We start from the raw sequence: 20,770 nt of genomic DNA on the forward strand, positions 1-20,770 counted from the left end.
AGGAGCGTTTTAGCCTGCAAGGCAGGGCTGAGCCTGCCTGTTTGTCTGTGTTTGAGATCAGGTCTTGGGATTAAATTTGTGTACTTCAGGCAGGTTGCAGGATGACTTTGTCTGTCTTGCGCTCCATGCCGGTAAATGCAAAATCTACTTCTGGCTGCAAACCTGAAACGATATCGGCAATGGCGCGGCCAGAACCTGCACCCATGGTCCAGCCCAAAGTACCGTGACCTGTATTGAGGAAAAGGTTGCTGATGCGGGATTTGCCTATGTAGGGCACGTTGGAAGGCGTCAGTGGCCGCAAGCCTGTCCAGTAGACCGGATTGTCATAGTCGCAGGCATGCGGGAACAACTCGCGGGTGCGTCTGGTGATGGCTTCGCAACGGGCAGTATTCAATTCACGGCCATAGCCATTGATTTCACACGTGCCAGCGACTCGCAGGCGGTTACCCAAGCGTGACACTACCAGCTTATACCCGTCATCCGTCAGCGAGATGACTGGAGCCTGGTCAGGGTTAGTGATTTGATAAGTTGCTGAATAGCCTTTACCCGGATAAATCATCAGGGAGATACCCAAGGGTTTTAACAGTGTTTGTGAATGGCTGCCCATCGCCATAACGAAAGCGTCGGCGCGCAAGGTCTTGTGCCGTCCGGCTGCATCGATGATTTCTACCCCAGTAATTTTGGCGCTGGCACCCGTACCTTCTGATAAAAGCCGGGTCACCGTGGTGTTGAACTGGAACTGCACGCCCGCTGCGGCTGCCTTATCGGCCAGGCCTGTCGTGAATTGATAGACGTCGCCTGACTCATCGGTTTCAGTATAGTCGCCACCAACGATTTTATCGCGTATGCCTGCCAGCGCAGGCTCTCTGCGTACCACTTCATCAGCATCGATAGAATCGCGCGGACAACCCAGATCGCGCATGAGTTTTGCTGCGGGCAGGGAAATGTCGAACTCCTTTTGATCTGTGTAGAAATGCAATATGCCTTTTTTCAGGCAGTCATACTGTATGCCGGTTTCCTCACGCAGACTGCGCAAAGTCAGGCGGCTGTATTCAGAGATGGCGACGATCTGGCGGATGTTCTCTGCCGTACGGCCTGGTGTGCATTCACGCAAAAAATGCATGCCCCACAGCCATTGCAGCCATTCTGCACGCGGGCGAAACAGCAATGGCGCATCTTCTTTCCCTAGCCATTTCAAGACTTTCAGCGGTGCAGAAGGATTAGCCCATGGTTCAGCATGGGAGACCGAAATCTGGCCACCATTGGCAAAGCTGGTTTCTTGCGCAGCGCCGGGCTGACGATCAATGACGATTACTTCATGCCCCTGCTTTTTTAAAAACCATGCGGAAGACGTGCCAACAATGCCGGAACCGAGAACGATGACTTTCATGGGTAAATCTCCTGTGTTTCATCTTGTATGTGATGAAGGAGATTGTAGAAATACTTTGCTTTCTCAGGTAATCAGAAATGCATTCGGTATTTTTATTTTTAAACGAGAATTTGTTTTTTATGTTTAAAAATAAAAATATTATTAATTATTCTGATTATTTAGGTGTTTTTACCTTGGTGATTTCCTGGGTCACGGCGCGGGTGATGACTTCTTCCAGGGTTTTATGCAAACCGGAACGTATTTCTGTTGATAAATTTGCCACGGCAATTTGCAAAACATCGGCCAGATTGTCCCTGATCCTGTGCTCGAGGACAAAATCGATGCGTGTCAGAACCTGGCGCAAGACATTTTCGCGCAGGCTTTGCTCCAGCGCTTGCCAGTCTTCTTCCACTTTACCTGGATAGTTATTGGCAGCCATTTCGTTGGCCAGTGGCGTCACACCCTCTGCGCCCGGTTGATCGGCTGCAGCTGCTGACTTGCCTGCGGGAGTGAGTAGTTCTTCCGGCTTAATGACCTCAGTCAAGACAGGAATGCTGGCGTCTATTTGATTATTCATTTTATTTCGCCACGGAGTGGGTAAGGGTATGGCCTTGCTGCTGGTAGTGGCGATAGCGTTCGCGTCCGGCCAGTTTGTCTGCATCATCGGCAGAGATGACTTCTATCATGCGCTGAAACTGAGCAAAGTTGGCTGGCGTAGCAGAAGTCAGGTTGATCAGTAATTCGTAATGCGGACAAGCAGCATGCTCGTCGTGACTGAGTACGATAGGTGTCATGGCTGATAGTGGATCGTTGAGCATGACGTGCGGCAGGAAGTCAGCTTCAGTAAGCGTCCACAAGGCCTCATTCAGCCGCTGCAGATACGCACGGTCATGGTGGTATACCACCATCTTGCAGTTGGCTGCGTGGGCCTTGCGTATCAGGCGGCAAGAGTAATTCAGCTTGTCCGCTACATTACTGTGAAAATCTATACGTGTCATGCGAACTTAAAATTTAAAGCCATCATCCGGTTTTTTGGGCTGAGGAGCGGGAGCTTGCCTTGCCGCTTCCGGTGTTTTGGGTGCAACTGGTGGCGGCGGTGGGGACGCAGGTTCAGCAGCCGCGTAACGGTAATCCTTGGGCAGCTTGCTGGTGGCTGGGTAGCCAGCTTTGCTCAGAGCATCTTTCCAGTCATCCATGCTATAGCCACGGAATTTGACATTGGCAATCACCAGTAGTGGCAATTGCAAATCGCCACTGACCTGCTTCATTTTTTCCTGGTCCGCTGCGGTGTTAACGGTTTTTTCGGTGAATGGTATGCCCATGCTTTTAAGCAGGCTGCGGCCATCATTACATGGTGAGCAGCCGTTGGCTGAGTAAAGAGTAACCGGGTTTTTTGCGACCACGATCGCCAGTTCAGCAGGCAGATTGCCACCTTCCAAAGTATCAGGCAATTTTTTCTTTTCTACTTTTTGATTCGCTGGTGGTGGTTGATCACTATAGGTAACTTTACCGTCCGGTCCGACCGACTTGTACATTTGTGCCTGCGCTGTTGCCACCATAAAAATGCTGGAAATTACACTACAGATCAGGATCTTTTTATTGAATGTCATATTTTTCTCCTAAAGACTCAGGCACTCATGCCATTGTGACGCAACAAGGCATCGATGTTCGGTTCACGACCACGGAATGCCTTGAACGAAGCCAGGGCAGGGCGGGAACCACCAGCTTCCAGAACTTCGGTTTGAAATTTTTCGCCTACCGCCCGCGACAAGGTGCTGCCCGATTCAGTCGCATGTTCTTCAAATGCAGCATAAGCATCGGCTGATAAAACTTCCGCCCACTTATAACTATAATAGCCTGCTGCATAGCCACCAGAAAAGATATGGCTGAACGAATGCTGGAAACGATTGAATTCTGGTGGCTGCATGACAGACACCTGAGCACGTACCGCCTGAACAATGTCTTGCACGCTTTGTGTACCATTGGGTTCAAAGGCATCATGCAAACGCATGTCAAACAGCGAAAATTCAACCTGGCGCAGGGTTTGCAAACCAGACTGGAAATTTTTGGCGGCAATCATCTTGTCATACAGTGCACGTGGTAATGCTGCACCAGTATCCACATGGGCAGTCATATGCTGCAACACATCCCATTCCCAGCAAAAATTTTCCATGAACTGTGAAGGCAATTCAACCGCATCCCACTCAACACCGGAAATGCCTGAGACGGACAAATCATCCACCTTGGTCAGCAAATGGTGCAAGCCATGGCCAAATTCATGGAACAGGGTGATCACTTCATCATGACTGAACAGGGCAGGTTTTGCCACGCCATTCATGGTCACTGGCGCGCTGAAATTACAGGTCAGATAAGCAACTGGTGTTTGCACGCCATGTGCGGTCAATCTGCGGCCACGGGCATCGTCCATCCATGCACCGCCACGCTTGCCATTACGGGCATACAGGTCCAGATAAAACTGACCGACCAATGCACCATTTTTTTCAAGCCGGTAAAACTTGACATCCTTGTGCCAGGTGGTCGCCTGATCCGGTTTGATATCAACTGCAAACAGGGTCTGGATGACACGGAACAAGCCATCGACAACCTTGTGTTCGGGGAAGTATTCTTTTACTTCCTGTTCAGAAAAAGCATAGCGTTGCTGGCGCAATTTTTCGGATGCGTAGGCAGTATCCCAGGCCTGCATGTCGCTGATGCCTAGTTCACCGGCAGCAAAGGCACGCAATTCTGCCAGATCTTTTTCTGCATAAGGACGCGCGCGTTTTGCCAGATCTTCCAGGAACTGATTAACCAGTGCGGGAGACTCAGCCATCTTGCTGACCAGGGATACTTCAGCAAAATTCTGGTAACCCAGCAGCGAGGCTTCTTCCTTGCGCAGGCGTAACAGCTCCGCCATGATGTCGCTATTGTCCCACTCTGCTTTGCTGCCCAGTTCAGAGGCTTTGGTCGCATTTGCACGGTAAATGGTTTCGCGGATATGACGATTTTCTGCGTATTGTAATAACGGGAAATACGAAGGGAAGTGCAGGGTGAATTTATAGCCGGTTTTGCCATCGGTTTCTGCCGCTGATCTGGCTGCCTGCAAGACGTCTTCAGGCAAGCCTTTCAGCTCTGCGACATCTTCTATGAACAGGCCATAGTCATTGGTTGCATCCAGCAAGTTTTCAGAAAATTTGGTCGACAAGGCGGCCTGTTTTTCCTGAATTTCTGCATAGCGCAGTTTCTTGTCCTCTGCCAGTTCTGCACCACTTAACCGGAAGTCGCGTATAGCATTCTGGATGATGGTTTTCCTGGCCTGTGGCAGATAGTCAAATTCAGGTGCTTGCAGCAAGGCTTTATAGCCGGCAAACAAGGCCAGGTTCTGCCCCAGTTCTGTCCAGAACTCGGTGATGGCCGGTTGGTTCTCATTGTAGGCGGCACGCATTTCTGGCGTATCCACAACTGCATTCAGGTGACCGACTATTCCCCAGGCACGCCCCAGTTTTTCTGTGGCGTTTTCCAGTGGTTCAACGAAATTGTCCCAGCTAACCTGGCCAGTGTTTTTTTCGAGTTCAGCGATGACAGCACGATTCTCCTCCAGCAGGGCTGCAACGGCAGGGCCAACATGCTCGGCCCGGATATCGGCAAAACGTGGCAAATCACTAAAGTCCAGCAGAGGATTATCTTGAGTCATATTAAGTTCTTTCAGCAGCTTCTATGGTATTGACCAGTAACATGGTGATGGTCATGGGACCCACACCGCCTGGTACAGGCGTAATATAACCTGCAACTTCTTTACTTGGCAGATAATCAACGTCGCCGCACAGCTTTCCTTCATCGTCTCGGTTCATGCCTACGTCGATGACGACTGCGCCAGGCTTGATCATGTCTGCCGTGACGATATTGCGCTTGCCTGTCGCCACTACCAGAATGTCAGCGTTGCGCGTATGCGCTGCCAGATCACGGGTTTTCGAATTACAGATGGTGACAGTAGCGCCCGCTTGCAAGAGCAACATGGCCTGTGGTTTGCCAACAATATTCGAGGCACCGACCACCACAGCATTAGCGCCACGCACAGGGAAGTCAATGGATTCCAGCATCTTCATAACGCCATAAGGGGTGCATGGGCGGAACAGAGGCTGACCAGTCATCAGCAGACCAGCATTGCTGATATGGAAACCATCCACGTCTTTTTCTGCCGCGATGGCTTCAATGACCTTGTTGGCATTAATGTGAGCAGGCAGGGGCAATTGCACCAGGATGCCGTTGATCTTTGGATCATTATTCAAACGGGCAATGTGCTCAAGCAGAGCCTGCTCAGTCAAATTTGCATCATATTTTTCCAAAACCGAGTAAAAACCACAGTCTTCGCAAGCCTTGACCTTGTTGCGCACATACACCTGCGACGCTGGATTTTCGCCAACCAGAATGACTGCCAGGCCTGGCTGCTTGCCAGCAGCGGTCAGTTTGGCGGCTCGTTGTGTTACATCGGCACGGATTTGTAGGGAAAGCTGGGTTCCACTGATAATTTGGGCAGTCATGACTTTATGTATTGAGCAGTAGTTAGAGGTAGGTAAACCAAGATTATAAAGGATGGCGGAGCGTGGGCTCAGCTCTGCAGATTTAACGAATATTTTTTGTATTAATTTGCCATCTTTTCCCATAGATATTTAATTGTCTTTTAAATAAATAATATCGACTTGAGATTACCCTTGTGTAAGCGATTTATTTCATTTGGTTATGGAATTGTATCGCTTTGTTGTTTTCTGTCCGCATTCTCTGCGTAGTGATTGACTTCAAAATTCAAGAATGGCTTCATACATATTGTGAAAATTAATTTTCAAAATATTTTTCATTGTGGCTGGTTTAGCCGCGATGTAACACAAGACACAAACCCCCTAGGAGAGAGATATGCTGAAGGAAAAGGTAATTTCAAGATCGCTGCGCGTGATGTTTTCTGGCGGCTTGATGATGACAGCCGGTATGCTGGCACAACCTGCATTTGCTCAGGATGACGCCAAAATACAGCGTGTAGAAGTAACTGGTACCAGTATCAAACGTGCAGAAGCTGAAACTGCATCGCCGATACAAATCATCAGCCGTGCGGATATCGACAAGGCTGGTAAAACAACCGTTGCTGAATACCTGCAAACCCTGACTTCCGATGGCGCGGGTTCTCTGCCAACCAGCTTCGGTAATGGTTTTGCTGCCGGTTCTACCGCTATCTCTCTGCGTGGCCTCGGTGCTACTTCCACACTGGTGTTGTTGAATGGCCGCCGTATGGCGCAGTTTGGCCGTGCCGATGACGGACAAAAAGCATTTACTGACATCTCCACTATCCCTATGGAAGTGGTTGAGCGTATCGAAATCCTGAAAGATGGCGCGTCTTCCATCTACGGTGCCGATGCGATCGCCGGTGTCGTCAATATCATCCTGAAAAAGAATTACGAAGGCGTAACCGTCAGCGCCAGCGCTGGTACTTCCGGTTCCCGCGATGCGAATCAGACAAAAGCTTCGATCACCGCAGGTTTTGGTAATCTGGAAAAAGACAAATACAACATCATCGTCAATGCCGAGGCATACAAGTCCAACGAGTTGATGAACAGCCAGCGTTATGACCGTGACTGGATCGGCACAGGCGACTGGCGTCGTTGGGGTTACCCTATGGTGACCGTAGGTTCTTTCACTTCCGGTTATATCGCCGGTAATAATAGCGCGCAACCAAATCCTGCAGGTTCCTTGCGTGATCCAAAAACATTGAATTATGTTTCCTTGCCAGGCTGCTCGACTTTGTCGACAACCAAGGTGCAGGATCCGGGCGGTGGCTGTCTCTGGTATGCAGATCAGTTCCGTACCATGCTGCCACAAATTGATGGCGTCAACCTGTTCACCCGTGGCACATTCCAGATCAATGATGATTTGCAAGCGTATGCTGAATTTGGCTATTCCCAGCGCAAGGCAGCGTTCACTGTAACGCCTCCTTCTACATCCGCCAACGTGTTCTTCCCTTCAAATCCAACCAATTTGAACGGTAACATCAACTACGGCAACACCATCCTGATGTCAGCTTCGCATCCGCAAAATCCGTACGGTGCTGATGTACGTCTGCGCTATTCCATGTTTGACGTAGGTGCTAACCGCCGTATTGCTGATAACTCCTTCTACCGCGCCGTTGCAGGTTTGAAAGGTACGATGGCTGGCTGGGATTTCGATACAGCTATTTTGCATTCTGAATCCAAGCTGCATCTGGACTACACCAATACCATCAACATGGCAGTATTGAAGTCTGCTCTGGGCGATCCTAAGAGCCCATACTTCCCATACTACATAGGTACTCAGGCCAGCAAAAACAATCCAGCTTTGTATGCAGCCATGGTCAAGACAGCGACTATCGATGCACCTACCAAGATGGACATCATCGACTTCAAGGCATCCCGTGAGCTGGTAGCTTTGCCGGGCGGTATGATGGGCCTGGCGGTTGGTGCTGAATATCGCCGTGAATCCTATGACATGCCTTCTCTGGACGGTAGCAAAGATGGTTCCATCAATGCCAGCTATGTAGCGGCAAAGGGTAATGAGACAGTATCTGCGATCTATGCAGAGTTGCTGGCTCCGGTCATCAAGTCTCTTGAATTGTCCGGCGCTCTGCGTTACGACAAATATTCTCACTTCAATTCCGTGACACCAAAAGTCGGTGCCAAATGGACGCCAGTGAAAACATTTGCCTTGCGCGGTACTTACTCTGAAGGCTTCCGTGCACCTAGCGCACCAGAATCCGGTACAGAAAGCTTCAGTGCTGGTACTGCTTCCGTCAGGGATCCGGTACGTTGCCCTAATGGCACACCACTGCCGGGTGCACAGTCTTCTGATTGCGCGGCCACTTTCACAGGCTTCAAAGTCGGCAATCCTAACCTGCAACCAGAAACATCCAAAGGTTACACTCTGGGCGTAGTCTGGGATCCGCTGCCAGACACCAGCTTCGCGATTGACGCATGGAAGATTCGCCGTAACAACGAAATCAACTCCATGTCCTTCCAGCAAGCAGCTGCCTTGCCAGGCGTATTGCGCCAGGATAACAACCTGACCATCAACGGCGTGGTGACACCAGGTACAGGTACTATCATCGGCGGTGCCGCTCCTTATGCCAACTCCAGCTACACTGAAGTCAAGGGTGTGGATCTGAACGCCAAACAGCGTTTCAACCTGGGTGAATACGGCAAGCTGACTGCTGACGTCAACTGGACACATGTTAATTCCTGGTTGCGTGTTGATGGCACCGTACAGCATCAATATGCCGGTACCCATGGTAACTGCGATACATCCAACTGCGCAGGTACACCAAAAGACAAAGTCAACTTTGTACTGGGCTGGGATAGAGGTCCATTGAACATCACTGGCGTTGTCAGCTATCGTGGTTCCATGAAAAACATCCCAGAAGAAGGCCAGCCTTGCGCCAACAAATTTGCTGACGGCACTGATGCGCCAGCAGGTTGCACACTGGCTTCCTTCACGACTCTGGATGTGTCTTTCCGCTACAAAGCAATGAAAAACCTGGAAATCTTTGGTTCCATCGCCAACCTGTTTGACAAGGTTGCACCGCTGGATCCTCTGACTTACGGCGCAATGGGCTTCAACCCTATGGACGGCAGCGGCGCAATCGGCCGTTACTTCAAAGTTGGCCTGAAATACCAATTCAAATAATAAGTAGTTGTAATAAGTAGTAGCGCTGATTAAGGCGATTGAGAGGGCGATGATTTATTCATCGCCCTTTTTTATCCTTATGCCAAAACCGCCCCGCAAGTTACCAAAGTGCTGTAGTTTCAGATAGGCGTCACACCCACCCGTATCAGACAAGTCAACCTCGCAAACTGCGGGGACACGGCCTTGGATTTTAATTGGGGCGACTACTGAATTAAGTAGTGCTATTATTAACAAATCATATCTTGAATAAAAATGGAGATACATGTCTGCTAAAGCTGATGATTTGTATCGAACACATCAATCCCCAGTATGGCGTGCAGAAGCTAATTTTCTAATAATGGCTAGAGTCGATGACGATGGAGAGTCCCAAAAATGGGAGCAGCTATGGACCAAGAAAATTGATGAACATAAATTTGTTATATGTTGCATTCCCTTTTTTACTTGGGATATGGATTTGGGTGATGAAGTAGAAACTACAAATGACTATGTATTTACCCGCGTCCTAAGGCCATCGGGATATAAAACTCACCGTATCTGGTTTGGCAATTCTCTGGGCACGGATACGAACGAGGTAGCTCAGACTTTGCAGAATGTTGGCGCAGAAGTAGAGTGGTCTTCCAGGAATCTGCTTGCTGTTAGTGCAGCAAGTAAAGATATCAATTGCAATGTATTGAAATATTTGCTACATCAGCATAATCAACAACGGTTGATCTATGAGTCGGTAAGGCCCTGAAATGATTGGGATATTTTAAAGCGGTCTGAAATATCGATTCAAAGAATAAGGTTTGCACCGATTAAGATGATTGGGAGGGCGATGATTTATTCATCGCCCTTTTTTTGTTGTCTTTGGAAAAGCTTGCGATCAATTGCAACAACTTACTAGCCGATTGATAATCAAACAAGTATTGCAAGCAATAAGCGTGCTATTAATTTATTTCAAGGATTTTGCACTGCACACCAAGCGCTATGAGCTAAGTTTTAATAGAGAACTTATGAATAAAATAAAAGAATTTTTCAGTTTATTTGCTGCGTTGCGGCGTAAATTTCACATTATGAAATCATATATCGCTATTTGAAAAATTAAAAAGTCCTGTTAAAATACTTGCGAGAACAAAAAACTAGCCGTAATTTGTCGATTCGCCCCGCGCGTTTCACCCAAACGCGCAATAACAGGAGACCCCTTCTATGTCACCCCAGATAGACCAGGTGCTGGCCCAGGCCGTAAATGATCCCGATGTAGTTGAAACAAATGAGTGGCTGGATGCGCTTGAATCCGTCATAGAGGCCGAAGGCCCTGAACGTGCGCATTACCTGATGGAGCGCATGGTTGACCTGGCGCGTCGTCGTGGTGCCCATATCCCGTTTTCCAGCAATACTGCCTATGTGAATACCATCCCTGCTGACCAGGGCGAGCATTGCCCGGGTAACCTGGAAATTGAAGAGCGCCTGCGCTCTTATATGCGCTGGAACGCGATGGCCATGGTGGTCAAGGCTAACCGCGTTGATGGCGACCTTGGTGGTCACCTGTCCAGCTTTGCCTCACTGGCGAATATGCTGGGTATAGGCTTCAACCATTTCTGGCATGCGCCGACTGAAGATCACGGTGGTGATTTGCTTTACATCCAAGGCCATTCTTCCCCTGGTATCTATGCGCGCGCCTTCCTCGAAGGCCGCTTGACTGAAGACCAGTTGCTGCATTTCCGCCGTGAAGTCGATGGCAAGGGTCTGTCTTCTTACCCGCATCCAAAACTGATGCCAGACTTCTGGCAATTCCCTACCGTCTCGATGGGTCTGGGCCCGTTGATGGCGATTTATCAAGCGCGCTTCCTGAAGTATTTGCATGCACGCGGTATTGCTGACACTGAAAAACGTAAAGTATGGGCATTCTGTGGTGATGGTGAGATGGATGAACCAGAATCCATGGGCGCGATCGGCATGGCCGGCCGCGAACAGCTGGATAATCTGGTCATGGTCGTCAACTGTAACCTGCAACGTCTGGACGGCCCGGTACGAGGCAATGGCAAGATCATCCAGGAACTGGAATCTGATTTCCGTGGCGCGGGCTGGAATGTCGTCAAAGTCATCTGGGGCAGTGGCTGGGATGAATTGCTGGCGAAAGACAAAGACGGCATCCTGCAAAAAGTGATGATGGAAACCGTTGATGGCGAATACCAGAACTACAAAGCCAAGGATGGCGCCTATGTACGCGCCAATTTCTTTGGCAAGCATCCAAAATTGCTGGAAATGGTCAGCAAAATGTCGGATGACGATATCTGGCGTTTGACCCGTGGTGGTCATGATCCACACAAGATTTACGCAGCATTCAAAGTCGCCCAGGAAAACAAAGGACAGCCTACCGTCATCCTGGCGAAGAGTATCAAGGGCTTTGGCTTTGGCAAATCTGGCGAAGCACGCAACACTGCACACAATACCAAGAAGCTTGACGACGAAGCCATCAAGGCCATGCGTGACCGCTTCCAGTTGCCGATTGCTGATGCTGAATTGCCAGCTATCCCATTCTTCAAACCGGCTGACGACACGCCAGAAATGCAATACCTGCATGCGCGCCGTAAAGAGCTTGGTGGTTATTTGCCACAACGCCGTCAAAAGGCCGACGAAGCCTTGGTGGTGCCAGAACTGACAGCCTTCCAGGCGATGCTGGAACCAACGGCAGAAGGCCGTGAAATTTCCACCACTGCCGCTTATGTCCGTATCCTGACTGCCTTGCTGCGCGATGCCAGCCTGGGCCAGCGCGTGGTGCCTATCATGGTCGATGAATCCCGTACCTTTGGTATGGAAGGTCTGTTCCGCCAGATCGGTATTTTCAGCCAGGTAGGTCAGTTGTATGAGCCTGTCGATAAAGACCAGGTCATGTACTACCGCGAAGACAAGGCTGGTCAGATTTTGCAAGAGGGTATCAATGAAGCCGGTGGTATGAGTTCATGGATCGCTGCGGCGACTTCCTACTCGACCAATAACCGCGTGATGATCCCGTTCTATACCTATTACTCGATGTTCGGTCTGCAACGTATTGGCGATCTGGCCTGGGCTGCTGGCGATATGCGTGCACGTGGCTTCCTGCTCGGCGGTACTGCCGGTCGCACGACGTTGAATGGTGAAGGTTTGCAGCATGAAGATGGCCACAGTCATGTATTGGCATCGACCATCCCTAACTGTATTCCTTATGACCCTACCTTCGCGCATGAAGTGGCAGTTATCATGCATGATGGCCTGCGCCGCATGGTGACCGATCAGGAAGATGTGTTCTACTACATCACTCTGATGAATGAAAACTATAGCCACCCAGGTTTGAAAGCCGGTCAGGAAGAGGGCATCATCAAGGGTCTGTACCAATTGCAAAAATCCGAACAAACCACCAAGCACCGCGTGCAACTGATGGGCTCAGGCACTATCTTGCGTGAAGTGATTGCCGGTGCTGAATTGCTGCAAAACGACTGGGGTATTGCTGCCGATGTCTGGTCTGCACCATCCTTCACCTTGCTGGCGCGTGATGGCCAGGATGCAGAACGCTGGAACATGCTGCACCCGACTGCAGAAGCACGCGTGCCTTATATCGCCCAATGCCTGAAAGACACGGCTGGCCCTATCGTCGTCGCGACCGACTATATGCGCACCTTTGCTGAACAGGTACGTGCCTTTATACCGAAAAACCGTAGCTACAAGGTCTTGGGTACGGATGGTTTTGGCCGTTCTGATTCCCGCGCCAAATTGCGTGAATTCTTTGAAGTCAACCGTTACTTCGTGGTCATCGCTGCGTTGAAAACATTGGCTGATGAAGGTGCCTTGTCTGCATCTGTAGTGGCGCAGGCGATTGCCAAATACGGTATCAATGCAGATAAACCTAATCCGGTTACTGTGTAATTTTACGTCTGACACCCACTAACATTTCCTGCCTCTCTCATTTTCAGGGAGAGACAGGATGAGCGTGAAGACAGAGTAAAACCTGGCTTCACCCCAACCGCCCTGTGATAGCGCAGGGCGACAATGGAGAAAACTATGAGTAGCGTAGAAGTCAAAGTACCGGATATTGGTGATTTCAAGGAAGTTGAAGTCATTGAGCTGATGGTCAAAGTCGGCGACACCATCAAGGTGGATCAGTCACTGATCACCGTAGAATCAGATAAAGCCAGCATGGAGATTCCATCCAGCCATGCCGGTGTAGTTACAGAAATTAAAGTCAAGGTCGGCGACAAGGTTGCTGAAGGTTCTTTGCTGGTCATCGTTGATGCTGCGGCAAGTGCTGCAGCTCCAGCAGCGACACCTGCGGCTGTTCCGGCTGCATCACCAGCGCCAGTAGCTGCAACGCCAGCACCAGCGGCTCCGGCACCTGCAGTCGCCGCTCCTGCTGCAGCGGCAGCAGCACAGGCTGCTCCTGTAGCAACAGCCAGCGCAGGCAAGGCCCATGCTTCACCATCCATACGCAAATTTGCGCGTGAACTGGGTGTTGATCTGAGCCGCGTCGCCGGTTCCGGTCAAAAAGGCCGTATCACGCAAGAAGACGTACAAAACTTCGTCAAGGGCATCATGGCTGGCAGCACTGCTGTTGCTGCGGTTTCTGCTCCGGCAAAAAATGGCAGTGGCGTTGGCCTCGATGTATTGCCATGGCCATCGCTGGATTTCAGCAAGTTTGGCGCGACCACGACATCACCTTTGTCACGCATCAAAAAACTCAGTGGCCCGAATCTGCACCGCAACTGGGTGATGATCCCGCATGTCACGCAATTTGATGAAGCAGATATCAGCGACCTCGAAGAGTTCCGTAAATCTTCGAATGAAGCCTTGGTCAAATCCGGCGTCAAACTGACGATGCTGGCTTTCGTCATCAAGGCCAGTGTTGCAGCGCTCAAAAAATTCCCGGCATTTAATTCTTCGCTCGATGCGACAGGTGAAAACCTGATCCTGAAGCAGTATTACAACGTCGGCTTTGCAGCAGATACGCCTAACGGCCTGGTCGTGCCTGTTGTTAAAAACGCAGACCAGAAAACCCTGTCGCAAATCGCTGTTGAAATGGGTGAGCTGTCAGCCCAGGCGCGCGATGGCAAGTTGAAACCTGCTGACATGCAGGGCGCAACCTTCACCATATCTTCACTCGGTGGTATCGGTGGCACGGCGTTCACGCCTATCATCAATGCGCCTGAAGTGGCGATCCTGGGCTTGTCCAAATCCAGTATCAAGCCGGTGTGGGATGGCAAGCAATTCCAGCCGCGCCTGATGCTGCCTTTGTCGTTGTCATATGACCACCGCGTCATTGATGGTGCCATGGCTGCCAAGTTCACCGCTTATCTGGCTGATGTCTTGGCTGATCTGCGTAAAACCTTGCTGTGAACGGAGAACAGACTATGAGCACTATCGAAGTCAAAGTACCCGATATCGGTGATTTCAAGGAAGTTGAAGTCATAGAATTGCTGGTCAAGGTGGGCGATACCATCAAGGTTGATCAATCACTGGTGACAGTGGAGTCCGACAAAGCCAGTATGGAAATCCCGTCCAGTCATGCCGGTGTCATCAAGGAATTGAAAGTCAAACTCGGTGACAAGATTGCCGAAGGCAGTTTGTTGCTGGTGATAGAAGCTGAAGGAGCTGCGGCAAGTGCAGCGCCTGCGGCTGCTCCGGCAGTTGCGACCGCTCCTGCGCCAACATCAGCACCCGCCGCCGCGCCTGTCGCAGCAGCACCTGCCGGGCCTGTCGGCATCGTCGAAGTCAAGGTACCTGATATTGGTGATTTCAAGGAAGTTGAAGTCATCGAAGTCATGGTCAAGGTTGGCGACAGCATCAAGGTTGACCAGTCGCTGATCACCGTTGAATCTGACAAAGCCAGTATGGAAATTCCATCCAGCCATGCCGGTACTGTAAAAGAAATCAAGGTCAAGGTTGGTGACAAGGTTGCTGAAGGGAGCTTGCTGTTGCTGGTCGAAGCCGCAGGCCAGGCAGCGTCTGCTCCTGCTGTTGCCGCTCCAGCAGCAACAGCACCTGCTGCTGCTCCAGCCGTCCCTGCGCCAATCGCTTCCGGTTACACCGGCAAGGTCGATGTTGAATGCGACATGATGGTATTGGGCGCTGGCCCTGGCGGTTACTCCGCCGCCTTCCGTTCTGCTGATCTGGGCATGAATACGGTGCTGGTCGAGCGTTATTCTACGCTGGGTGGCGTTTGCTTGAATGTAGGCTGCATCCCATCCAAGGCACTGCTGCACGTGGCTGCCGTGATTGATGAAACTGCATCCATGGCAGCACATGGCGTGACATTTGCGAAGCCAGAAATCGATATCGACAAACTGCGCGGCTACAAGGAAAGCGTCATCAAGAAAATGACGACTGGCCTGAATGGCATGGCAAAAGCCCGCAAGGTCAATGTAGTGCAGGGTGTGGGCCAGTTCCTCAGCCCTAACCATATCGAAGTCACCGCGGCGGATGGCAGCAAGAAAACCGTGCAGTTTAAGCAGGCAATTATTGCCGCTGGCTCTTCTGTCGTGAACCTGCCTTTCGTACCCACTGATCCACGCATTGTTGACAGCACAGGCGCGCTGGAATTGCGCCAGATACCAAAACGCATGCTGGTCATCGGTGGTGGCATCATCGGCCTGGAAATGGCAACTGTGTATTCCACCCTGGGTTCACGCATTGATGTCGTCGAAATGCTGGATGGCCTGATGCAGGGCGCAGATCGTGACATGGTCAAGGTTTGGCAAAAATTCAATGAAAAACGTTTTGACAACATCATGTTGAAGACCAAAACGGTTGCTGTTGAAGCGCTGCCAGAAGGCATCAAGGTCACATTTGAAGCGGCAGAAGCAGGCGGGACTGCACCGGCACCCCAAGTCTATGACCTGGTACTGGTGGCGGTAGGCCGCAGCCCCAACGGCAAGAAGATTGCCGCTGACAAGGCGGGCGTGGCAGTGACTGACCGTGGCTTCATCAATGTCGATAAACAAATGCGCACAAATGTGCCGCATATTTTTGCGATTGGTGACCTGGTTGGCCAACCCATGCTGGCACACAAGGCTGTGCATGAAGCCCATGTCGCTGCAGAAGCAGCTTCCGGTGAAAAAGCCTATTTTGATGCCAGCGTGATCCCATCTGTTGCCTACACCGACCCTGAAGTCGCATGGGTAGGTATGACAGAAGATGAAGCCAAGGCCAAAGGCGTCAAGCTTGAAAAAGGTCATTTCCCTTGGGCGGCGTCTGGCCGTGCAGTGGCCAATGGCCGTGATGAAGGCTTCACCAAGTTGCTGTTCGATGCAGAGACCAAGCGCATCGTCGGTGGCGGCATCGTTGGCACGCATGCCGGTGACATGATAGGCGAGATCGCCCTGGCTATAGAGATGGGCGCAGATGCGGTGGATATAGGCAAAACCATCCATCCTCATCCTACCCTGGGTGAATCGATAGGCATGGCGGCTGAAGTGTATAAAGGTGTCTGTACTGACTTGCCACCGCAGCGCAAGAAATAAGTGAATTTGCTGTAAAGATAGCCCTGATGCATAAAAAGCATCAGGGCTTTTTGTATTCATGGCCATTGAACTCTGGTTTTCTGAACTTGTTCTGCAAACGGTAGTCAAAACGCTGCTTTTTGAGCTATCTTTGCGTGTTGGTAAAACGTAGCTCCATAGAATCTGATCAAGCTCCCTTACAATAAAATATTACAGGTGGTGCAACCATGAAAACCTTTGTACGCAGCACGCTGGCCATTACGCTGGCAACTGCATTTCTCCCTGCTATTTCTGTTCATGCACAGGATAAAGCTGCTCCGACAACTACGGCAGCTAAAGCAGCCAAGCCAGGACAAAAAATGGCAGACCTGCTGCCATTTCACGCAACAGAAAAGCTCTTGCCCAATGGCCTGAAAATCATCATCGTGCCGACTGGCTTGCCTAACATCATCTCTCTGCATATCCCGGTACAGACGGGTTCGCGCAATGAGATAGAAGAGGGCAAATCCGGTTTTGCCCATTTCTTTGAACACATGATGTTTCGCGGTACCAAGGATATTCCGGCAGACAAGTACAAAGACATATTGACCGCCACTGGCGCACGGCAAAATGCGTATACCAGCGACGACCTGACCAACTATCACACGACATTTTCCAAGGAAGACCTGGAAACCATGCTGAGGGTAGAAGCAGACCGTTTCCAGAACCTGTCCTATAGCGAAGCTGATTTCAAGACAGAATCGCGCGCGGTACTGGGTGAATACAATAAAAATAGCGCCAATCCCATCAGCAAGCTGTTTGAAGTCATGCGTGATGCGGCTTACCAGAAACATACCTACAAACACACCACCATGGGCTTTCTCAAGGATATTGAGGATATGCCCAATCAATATGCTTATTCCAAGGTGTTCTTTGACCGCTGGTACCGCCCTGAGCGTACCACCGTCATCATCGCTGGTGATGTAGAGCCGCAGAAAGCCATTGCCCTGGTCGAGAAATACTGGGGTAAATGGCAGCGAGGCAAGGTGCAGCCTGCTGTTCCGGCAGAACCACCAGCGACAGGTGCGATCTACAAACATGTGCCATGGCCCAGCCCTACCTTGCCGTATGTGACGGTGGCTTTCCATGCGCCAGCTTTTTCTGAAGTGAACAAGGAACATGCGGCGCTGCGGTTGCTGCTTAACCTGTCCTTTGGTTCTACCTCGGCCCTGAACAAGCGCTTGCAGCAGGATGAGCAAAAGGTCGATCAGTTGTTTGACTTTACGCCCGATAATGTTGACCCTGGCCTGGCGACCATAGGTGCACGGGTCAAGAAGCCGGAAGACGTGGTGTATGTGCGCGATGCCATCCTCAAAACCGTTGCTGGTATCACGACGAAACCATTGTCTGACAAAGAACTGGCCGACGCCAAGTCGGCACTCAAATATGGCGTGATACGCACGCTGGACAATACCGAGCAAATCGCCTCTACCCTGGTGCGCTTTGTTCATTACAAGCGTTCTTACGCGACCATGAATCAGTTCTATCAGCTCATGGACAGCCTGACGCCAGCTGACTTGCAGGCTGCGGCGAAAAAATACTTGAGCGATGACAGCATGATCGTCACCACGCTGTCGAATGCAGCATTGCCTGCCGAGGTTAGCCAGTTGCCCAAGCTGGCCAGCTTTGCCGACAAGAGCACAGGCAGCAAGCTCGACATGCTGGTACAAAAATCAGCTTTGCCACAGATACGCTTCAAGCTGGTGTTCAATGCCGGTGCTGCCAATGACCCGGCAGGCAAGGAAGGTCTGGCAGCCCTGACCGCAGCCATGGTCGATGCGGCCGGTTCCAAAGATCGCAAGATTGATGAAATCAAGAAGGCCTTGTTTCCGCTGGCGGCCAGCTTCAATGGCCTGACCGACAAGGAAATGACTACCTTTAGCGGTTCCGTGCACAAAGACAAATGGGATGATCTGATCAATATCGCCCTGCCGCAATTGCTGGAACCAGGTTTCCGTGAAGAAGATTTCCGCCGTCTCAAGGATGCGCAAAAGAATGCCCTGACACTGGATCTGAAGGACAACAACGAAGAAGAGCTCGCCAAAGAACGCCTGCAAACCAATGTGTTTGCAGCATCACCGTATGACCACCCTGTGCTGGGTACGATCAAGGGCATAGATGCGATTACGCTGGATGATGTCAAACAGTTCTGGAAACAGGCTTATACCAAGGGCGCGCTGAAGGTCGGTATTTCTGGCGATGTGACCGAAGCGATGCAGGTTTCCTTGCAGCAAGCCCTGGCGAAATTGCCAGAAGGCGCAGGCATTACCCGCATTGCCGCACCTGTGGGCAAGGTCAGCAAGGGGCTGGAAGTGGAGATCATAGAAAAGAATACGCGGGCAACCGCTATCTCTTTGGGGCAGCCCATCACGGTGACGCGTGCGCATCCTGACTTTGCCGCTTTGTGGCTGGCCAAGACCTGGTTGGGTGAACACCGTGCCAGCTCATCCCATTTGTATCAGCGCATACGTGAAGTACGCGGTATGAATTATGGTGACTATGCCTATATCGAAGCCTTCCCTGGAGGCATGTTCCAGTTCTTCCCGACTGCCAACAGGGCGCGTCAGTCACAACTGTTTGAAATCTGGATACGCCCGGTCGCACCGGAAAATGCCCAGATGGCCATACGTGTTGCGCTTACCGAGTTCGACAGAATGGTCAACAAGGGACTGAGCAAGGAAGAGTTTGAGATTACCCGTGCCTATCTGATGAAGAATGTTTTCATGATGACGGCCACCCAGGACCAGCAGCTAGGCTATGCCATGGATTCGCAATGGCACCATACGCCAGAATTCACCAAGATGATGCGTGACAACCTGAGCAAGCTGAGTCTGGCAGATGTCAACGCTGCCATCAAAAAGCATTTGTCGGCAGAAAACCTGTCCGTCGTCATCATCGCCAAAGATGCTGCCGACCTGAAGGCAAAACTGGTGGCGGATGCTGAATCGCCGATCAAATACAATTCCGACAAACCCAAGGAATTGCTGGATGAAGACCAGATCATAGGCAAGCGCAAACTCAATATCAAGGCAGAAGCTGTCAGCATTACACCAGCAAGCAAGGTGTTTGCTGATTAAATACGATTAGCCAGGAGTAGTAAAAAAGCCCTGCGATAAATCATGATCGCAGGGCTTTTTTTACATGTGGATATGGCAAAAAACTAAGCTGCTTTTTGCACGATCAAACCTATGGATGTCACCACGTATTTTTCTATCTGCAAACGCAGATGCGTATCTTGTATGTAAGGTGCCATGTCTACATGGCCATCTGCATAGCCATCGCCTTCATCCCAATCCATGTCTATCTGGTGACTTTGTGATTGCAGGGTAGTGATGATATCTTCGATATCGCGCTTCCGGAATAAGACAGTTGAGCCAGCATCAACGGTATCCTCATTCGATGACATATTGAATTCTGTGGTGTGGACTGCGATGCCGCCAGGCTTCAGGCAGTGCATGGCATTGTAGACAAATTGCTTGCCATGTTCGAGTGAACCCAGATGCTCAAAGGCGCAGGATGACCAGAGGAAATCGAATTTGCCATGCAGTTCTTCACTGATATTGTTCATATCGGCAAATTTGAATTCAACCAGCCTGCGCAATTCTTTTTCATCACAGAGATTACGCTGGTTGATGGCTTCAAAACCATTCGCATGCTGGGTGGAGTCGACCCAGCCCTTGGCTTGTGCTTCTTCGGTAAACAAATCAGTGGCGATGATGTTCGCTCCATGTGCCGCGAAGATCGCGGTCAAAGGTTCAGTGCCGACAGCAAATCCCAGACCCAACTGACCTTCCTGCAGCATGCCGCGCTCTTTTAACGCCTGAGTGATAAAGGCCCACTCCCAGATTTTTCTGTGCATGTGACCTGGCCTGTCGCCCATGCGCGCGGTCCAGTACTGGAAAACTTCCGTGCGCATCATCTGTTCTGTGCACATGGATGATTTCAGCACTTCTGTGCGGGCGGGTGGAGGTGACTCCAGATAGTCGTGGCTTGGTTTGAAACCATCTTGCCAGGCACGTACAGGGACGAGTGGGTCTTCACGCTCAACATGCACCGGTGCTACAGGCTCAACCGGAGTCACGACAGGCGCAGGCATTTCTACCGGTGTTGGCCTCACAAATTGCTGCCGGATTTTTGCCGCCAACCCGGATTGCCGGAATTCAGTCGGGAGTGCACGCCAGACCGGTAAAACCAATTTCAAAATACTGGATTTCAT

At 50.7% G+C, this 20,770-nt stretch carries 13 protein-coding genes; 6 read left to right on the forward strand and 7 right to left on the reverse strand.

The window, feature by feature from the left end; genetic code table 11:
* Window positions 1–85: 85 nt before the first annotated feature.
* From AC3WQT_RS20890 to folD, 6 genes are all read right to left on the reverse strand, one after another.
* The gene (locus tag AC3WQT_RS20890) at window positions 86–1,390 is read right to left on the reverse strand and encodes a D-amino acid dehydrogenase (protein ID WP_492706700.1); all 1,305 of its coding nucleotides are present in this window, start codon (window positions 1,388–1,390) and stop codon (window positions 86–88) included.
* A gap of 154 nt (window positions 1,391–1,544) precedes the next feature.
* Entirely contained in the window at window positions 1,545–1,946 is a 402-nt protein-coding gene (locus tag AC3WQT_RS20895; RefSeq protein WP_492706702.1) for a DUF2486 family protein, read from the reverse strand.
* Window position 1,947: 1 nt separating this feature from the next.
* Window positions 1,948–2,367 (reverse strand): DNA polymerase III subunit chi, encoded by a 420-nt coding sequence (locus AC3WQT_RS20900; RefSeq protein WP_492706703.1) that lies wholly within the window; start codon window positions 2,365–2,367, stop codon window positions 1,948–1,950.
* Window positions 2,368–2,373: 6 nt separating this feature from the next.
* The gene (locus AC3WQT_RS20905) at window positions 2,374–2,979 is read right to left on the reverse strand and encodes a DUF4124 domain-containing protein (RefSeq protein WP_492706705.1); all 606 of its coding nucleotides are present in this window, start codon (window positions 2,977–2,979) and stop codon (window positions 2,374–2,376) included.
* Window positions 2,980–2,996: 17 nt separating this feature from the next.
* The gene (locus AC3WQT_RS20910) at window positions 2,997–5,060 is read right to left on the reverse strand and encodes a M3 family metallopeptidase (RefSeq protein ID WP_492706707.1); all 2,064 of its coding nucleotides are present in this window, start codon (window positions 5,058–5,060) and stop codon (window positions 2,997–2,999) included.
* Between the two features lies 1 nt (window position 5,061).
* Window positions 5,062–5,907, reverse strand: coding sequence for a bifunctional methylenetetrahydrofolate dehydrogenase/methenyltetrahydrofolate cyclohydrolase FolD (folD, locus tag AC3WQT_RS20915; RefSeq protein ID WP_492706709.1), 846 nt, complete (start codon window positions 5,905–5,907; stop codon window positions 5,062–5,064).
* A 370-nt stretch (window positions 5,908–6,277) separates the two neighbouring features.
* On the opposite strand from folD, the gene AC3WQT_RS20920 reads away from it, so the two are divergent.
* From AC3WQT_RS20920 to AC3WQT_RS20945, 6 genes are all read left to right on the forward strand, one after another.
* A complete protein-coding gene (locus AC3WQT_RS20920) occupies window positions 6,278–9,067 on the forward strand; it encodes a TonB-dependent receptor (RefSeq protein WP_492706711.1) in 2,790 nt (929 codons plus the stop codon).
* 262 nt (window positions 9,068–9,329) lie between these two features.
* Window positions 9,330–9,800, forward strand: a complete 471-nt coding sequence (locus AC3WQT_RS20925; RefSeq protein ID WP_492706713.1) for a DUF4265 domain-containing protein — start codon at window positions 9,330–9,332, stop codon at window positions 9,798–9,800.
* A gap of 452 nt (window positions 9,801–10,252) precedes the next feature.
* Window positions 10,253–12,949, forward strand: a complete 2,697-nt coding sequence (aceE, locus tag AC3WQT_RS20930; RefSeq protein WP_492706715.1) for a pyruvate dehydrogenase (acetyl-transferring), homodimeric type — start codon at window positions 10,253–10,255, stop codon at window positions 12,947–12,949.
* 135 nt (window positions 12,950–13,084) lie between these two features.
* Window positions 13,085–14,413 (forward strand): dihydrolipoyllysine-residue acetyltransferase, encoded by a 1,329-nt coding sequence (gene aceF, locus AC3WQT_RS20935; RefSeq protein ID WP_492706717.1) that lies wholly within the window; start codon window positions 13,085–13,087, stop codon window positions 14,411–14,413.
* Window positions 14,414–14,427: 14 nt separating this feature from the next.
* Window positions 14,428–16,536: a dihydrolipoyl dehydrogenase gene (gene lpdA, locus AC3WQT_RS20940; RefSeq protein WP_492706719.1), complete on the forward strand. Its 2,109-nt coding sequence runs from the start codon at window positions 14,428–14,430 to the stop codon at window positions 16,534–16,536.
* A gap of 206 nt (window positions 16,537–16,742) precedes the next feature.
* Window positions 16,743–19,631, forward strand: coding sequence for a M16 family metallopeptidase (locus AC3WQT_RS20945; RefSeq protein WP_492706720.1), 2,889 nt, complete (start codon window positions 16,743–16,745; stop codon window positions 19,629–19,631).
* A gap of 83 nt (window positions 19,632–19,714) precedes the next feature.
* Here the strand turns inward: AC3WQT_RS20945 and AC3WQT_RS20950 are convergent, their stop codons facing one another.
* Window positions 19,715–20,770 (reverse strand): SAM-dependent methyltransferase, encoded by a 1,056-nt coding sequence (locus AC3WQT_RS20950; RefSeq protein WP_492706721.1) that lies wholly within the window; start codon window positions 20,768–20,770, stop codon window positions 19,715–19,717.

The organism is Undibacterium sp. FW305-107, from assembly GCF_058788535.1.

Bases quoted from the DNA above. Each gene is read 5' to 3' on its own strand.
- AC3WQT_RS20890 (WP_492706700.1), bottom strand. From the start codon at position 1,390: ATGAAAGTCATCGTTCTCGGTTCCGGCATTGTTGGCACGTCTTCCGCA.
- AC3WQT_RS20895 (WP_492706702.1), bottom strand. From the start codon at position 1,946: ATGAATAATCAAATAGACGCCAGCATTCCTGTCTTGACTGAGGTCATT.
- AC3WQT_RS20900 (WP_492706703.1), bottom strand. From the start codon at position 2,367: ATGACACGTATAGATTTTCACAGTAATGTAGCGGACAAGCTGAATTAC.
- AC3WQT_RS20905 (WP_492706705.1), bottom strand. From the start codon at position 2,979: ATGACATTCAATAAAAAGATCCTGATCTGTAGTGTAATTTCCAGCATT.
- AC3WQT_RS20910 (WP_492706707.1), bottom strand. From the start codon at position 5,060: ATGACTCAAGATAATCCTCTGCTGGACTTTAGTGATTTGCCACGTTTT.
- folD (WP_492706709.1), bottom strand. From the start codon at position 5,907: ATGACTGCCCAAATTATCAGTGGAACCCAGCTTTCCCTACAAATCCGT.
- AC3WQT_RS20920 (WP_492706711.1), top strand. From the start codon at position 6,278: ATGCTGAAGGAAAAGGTAATTTCAAGATCGCTGCGCGTGATGTTTTCT.
- AC3WQT_RS20925 (WP_492706713.1), top strand. From the start codon at position 9,330: ATGTCTGCTAAAGCTGATGATTTGTATCGAACACATCAATCCCCAGTA.
- aceE (WP_492706715.1), top strand. From the start codon at position 10,253: ATGTCACCCCAGATAGACCAGGTGCTGGCCCAGGCCGTAAATGATCCC.
- aceF (WP_492706717.1), top strand. From the start codon at position 13,085: ATGAGTAGCGTAGAAGTCAAAGTACCGGATATTGGTGATTTCAAGGAA.
- lpdA (WP_492706719.1), top strand. From the start codon at position 14,428: ATGAGCACTATCGAAGTCAAAGTACCCGATATCGGTGATTTCAAGGAA.
- AC3WQT_RS20945 (WP_492706720.1), top strand. From the start codon at position 16,743: ATGAAAACCTTTGTACGCAGCACGCTGGCCATTACGCTGGCAACTGCA.
- AC3WQT_RS20950 (WP_492706721.1), bottom strand. From the start codon at position 20,770: ATGAAATCCAGTATTTTGAAATTGGTTTTACCGGTCTGGCGTGCACTC.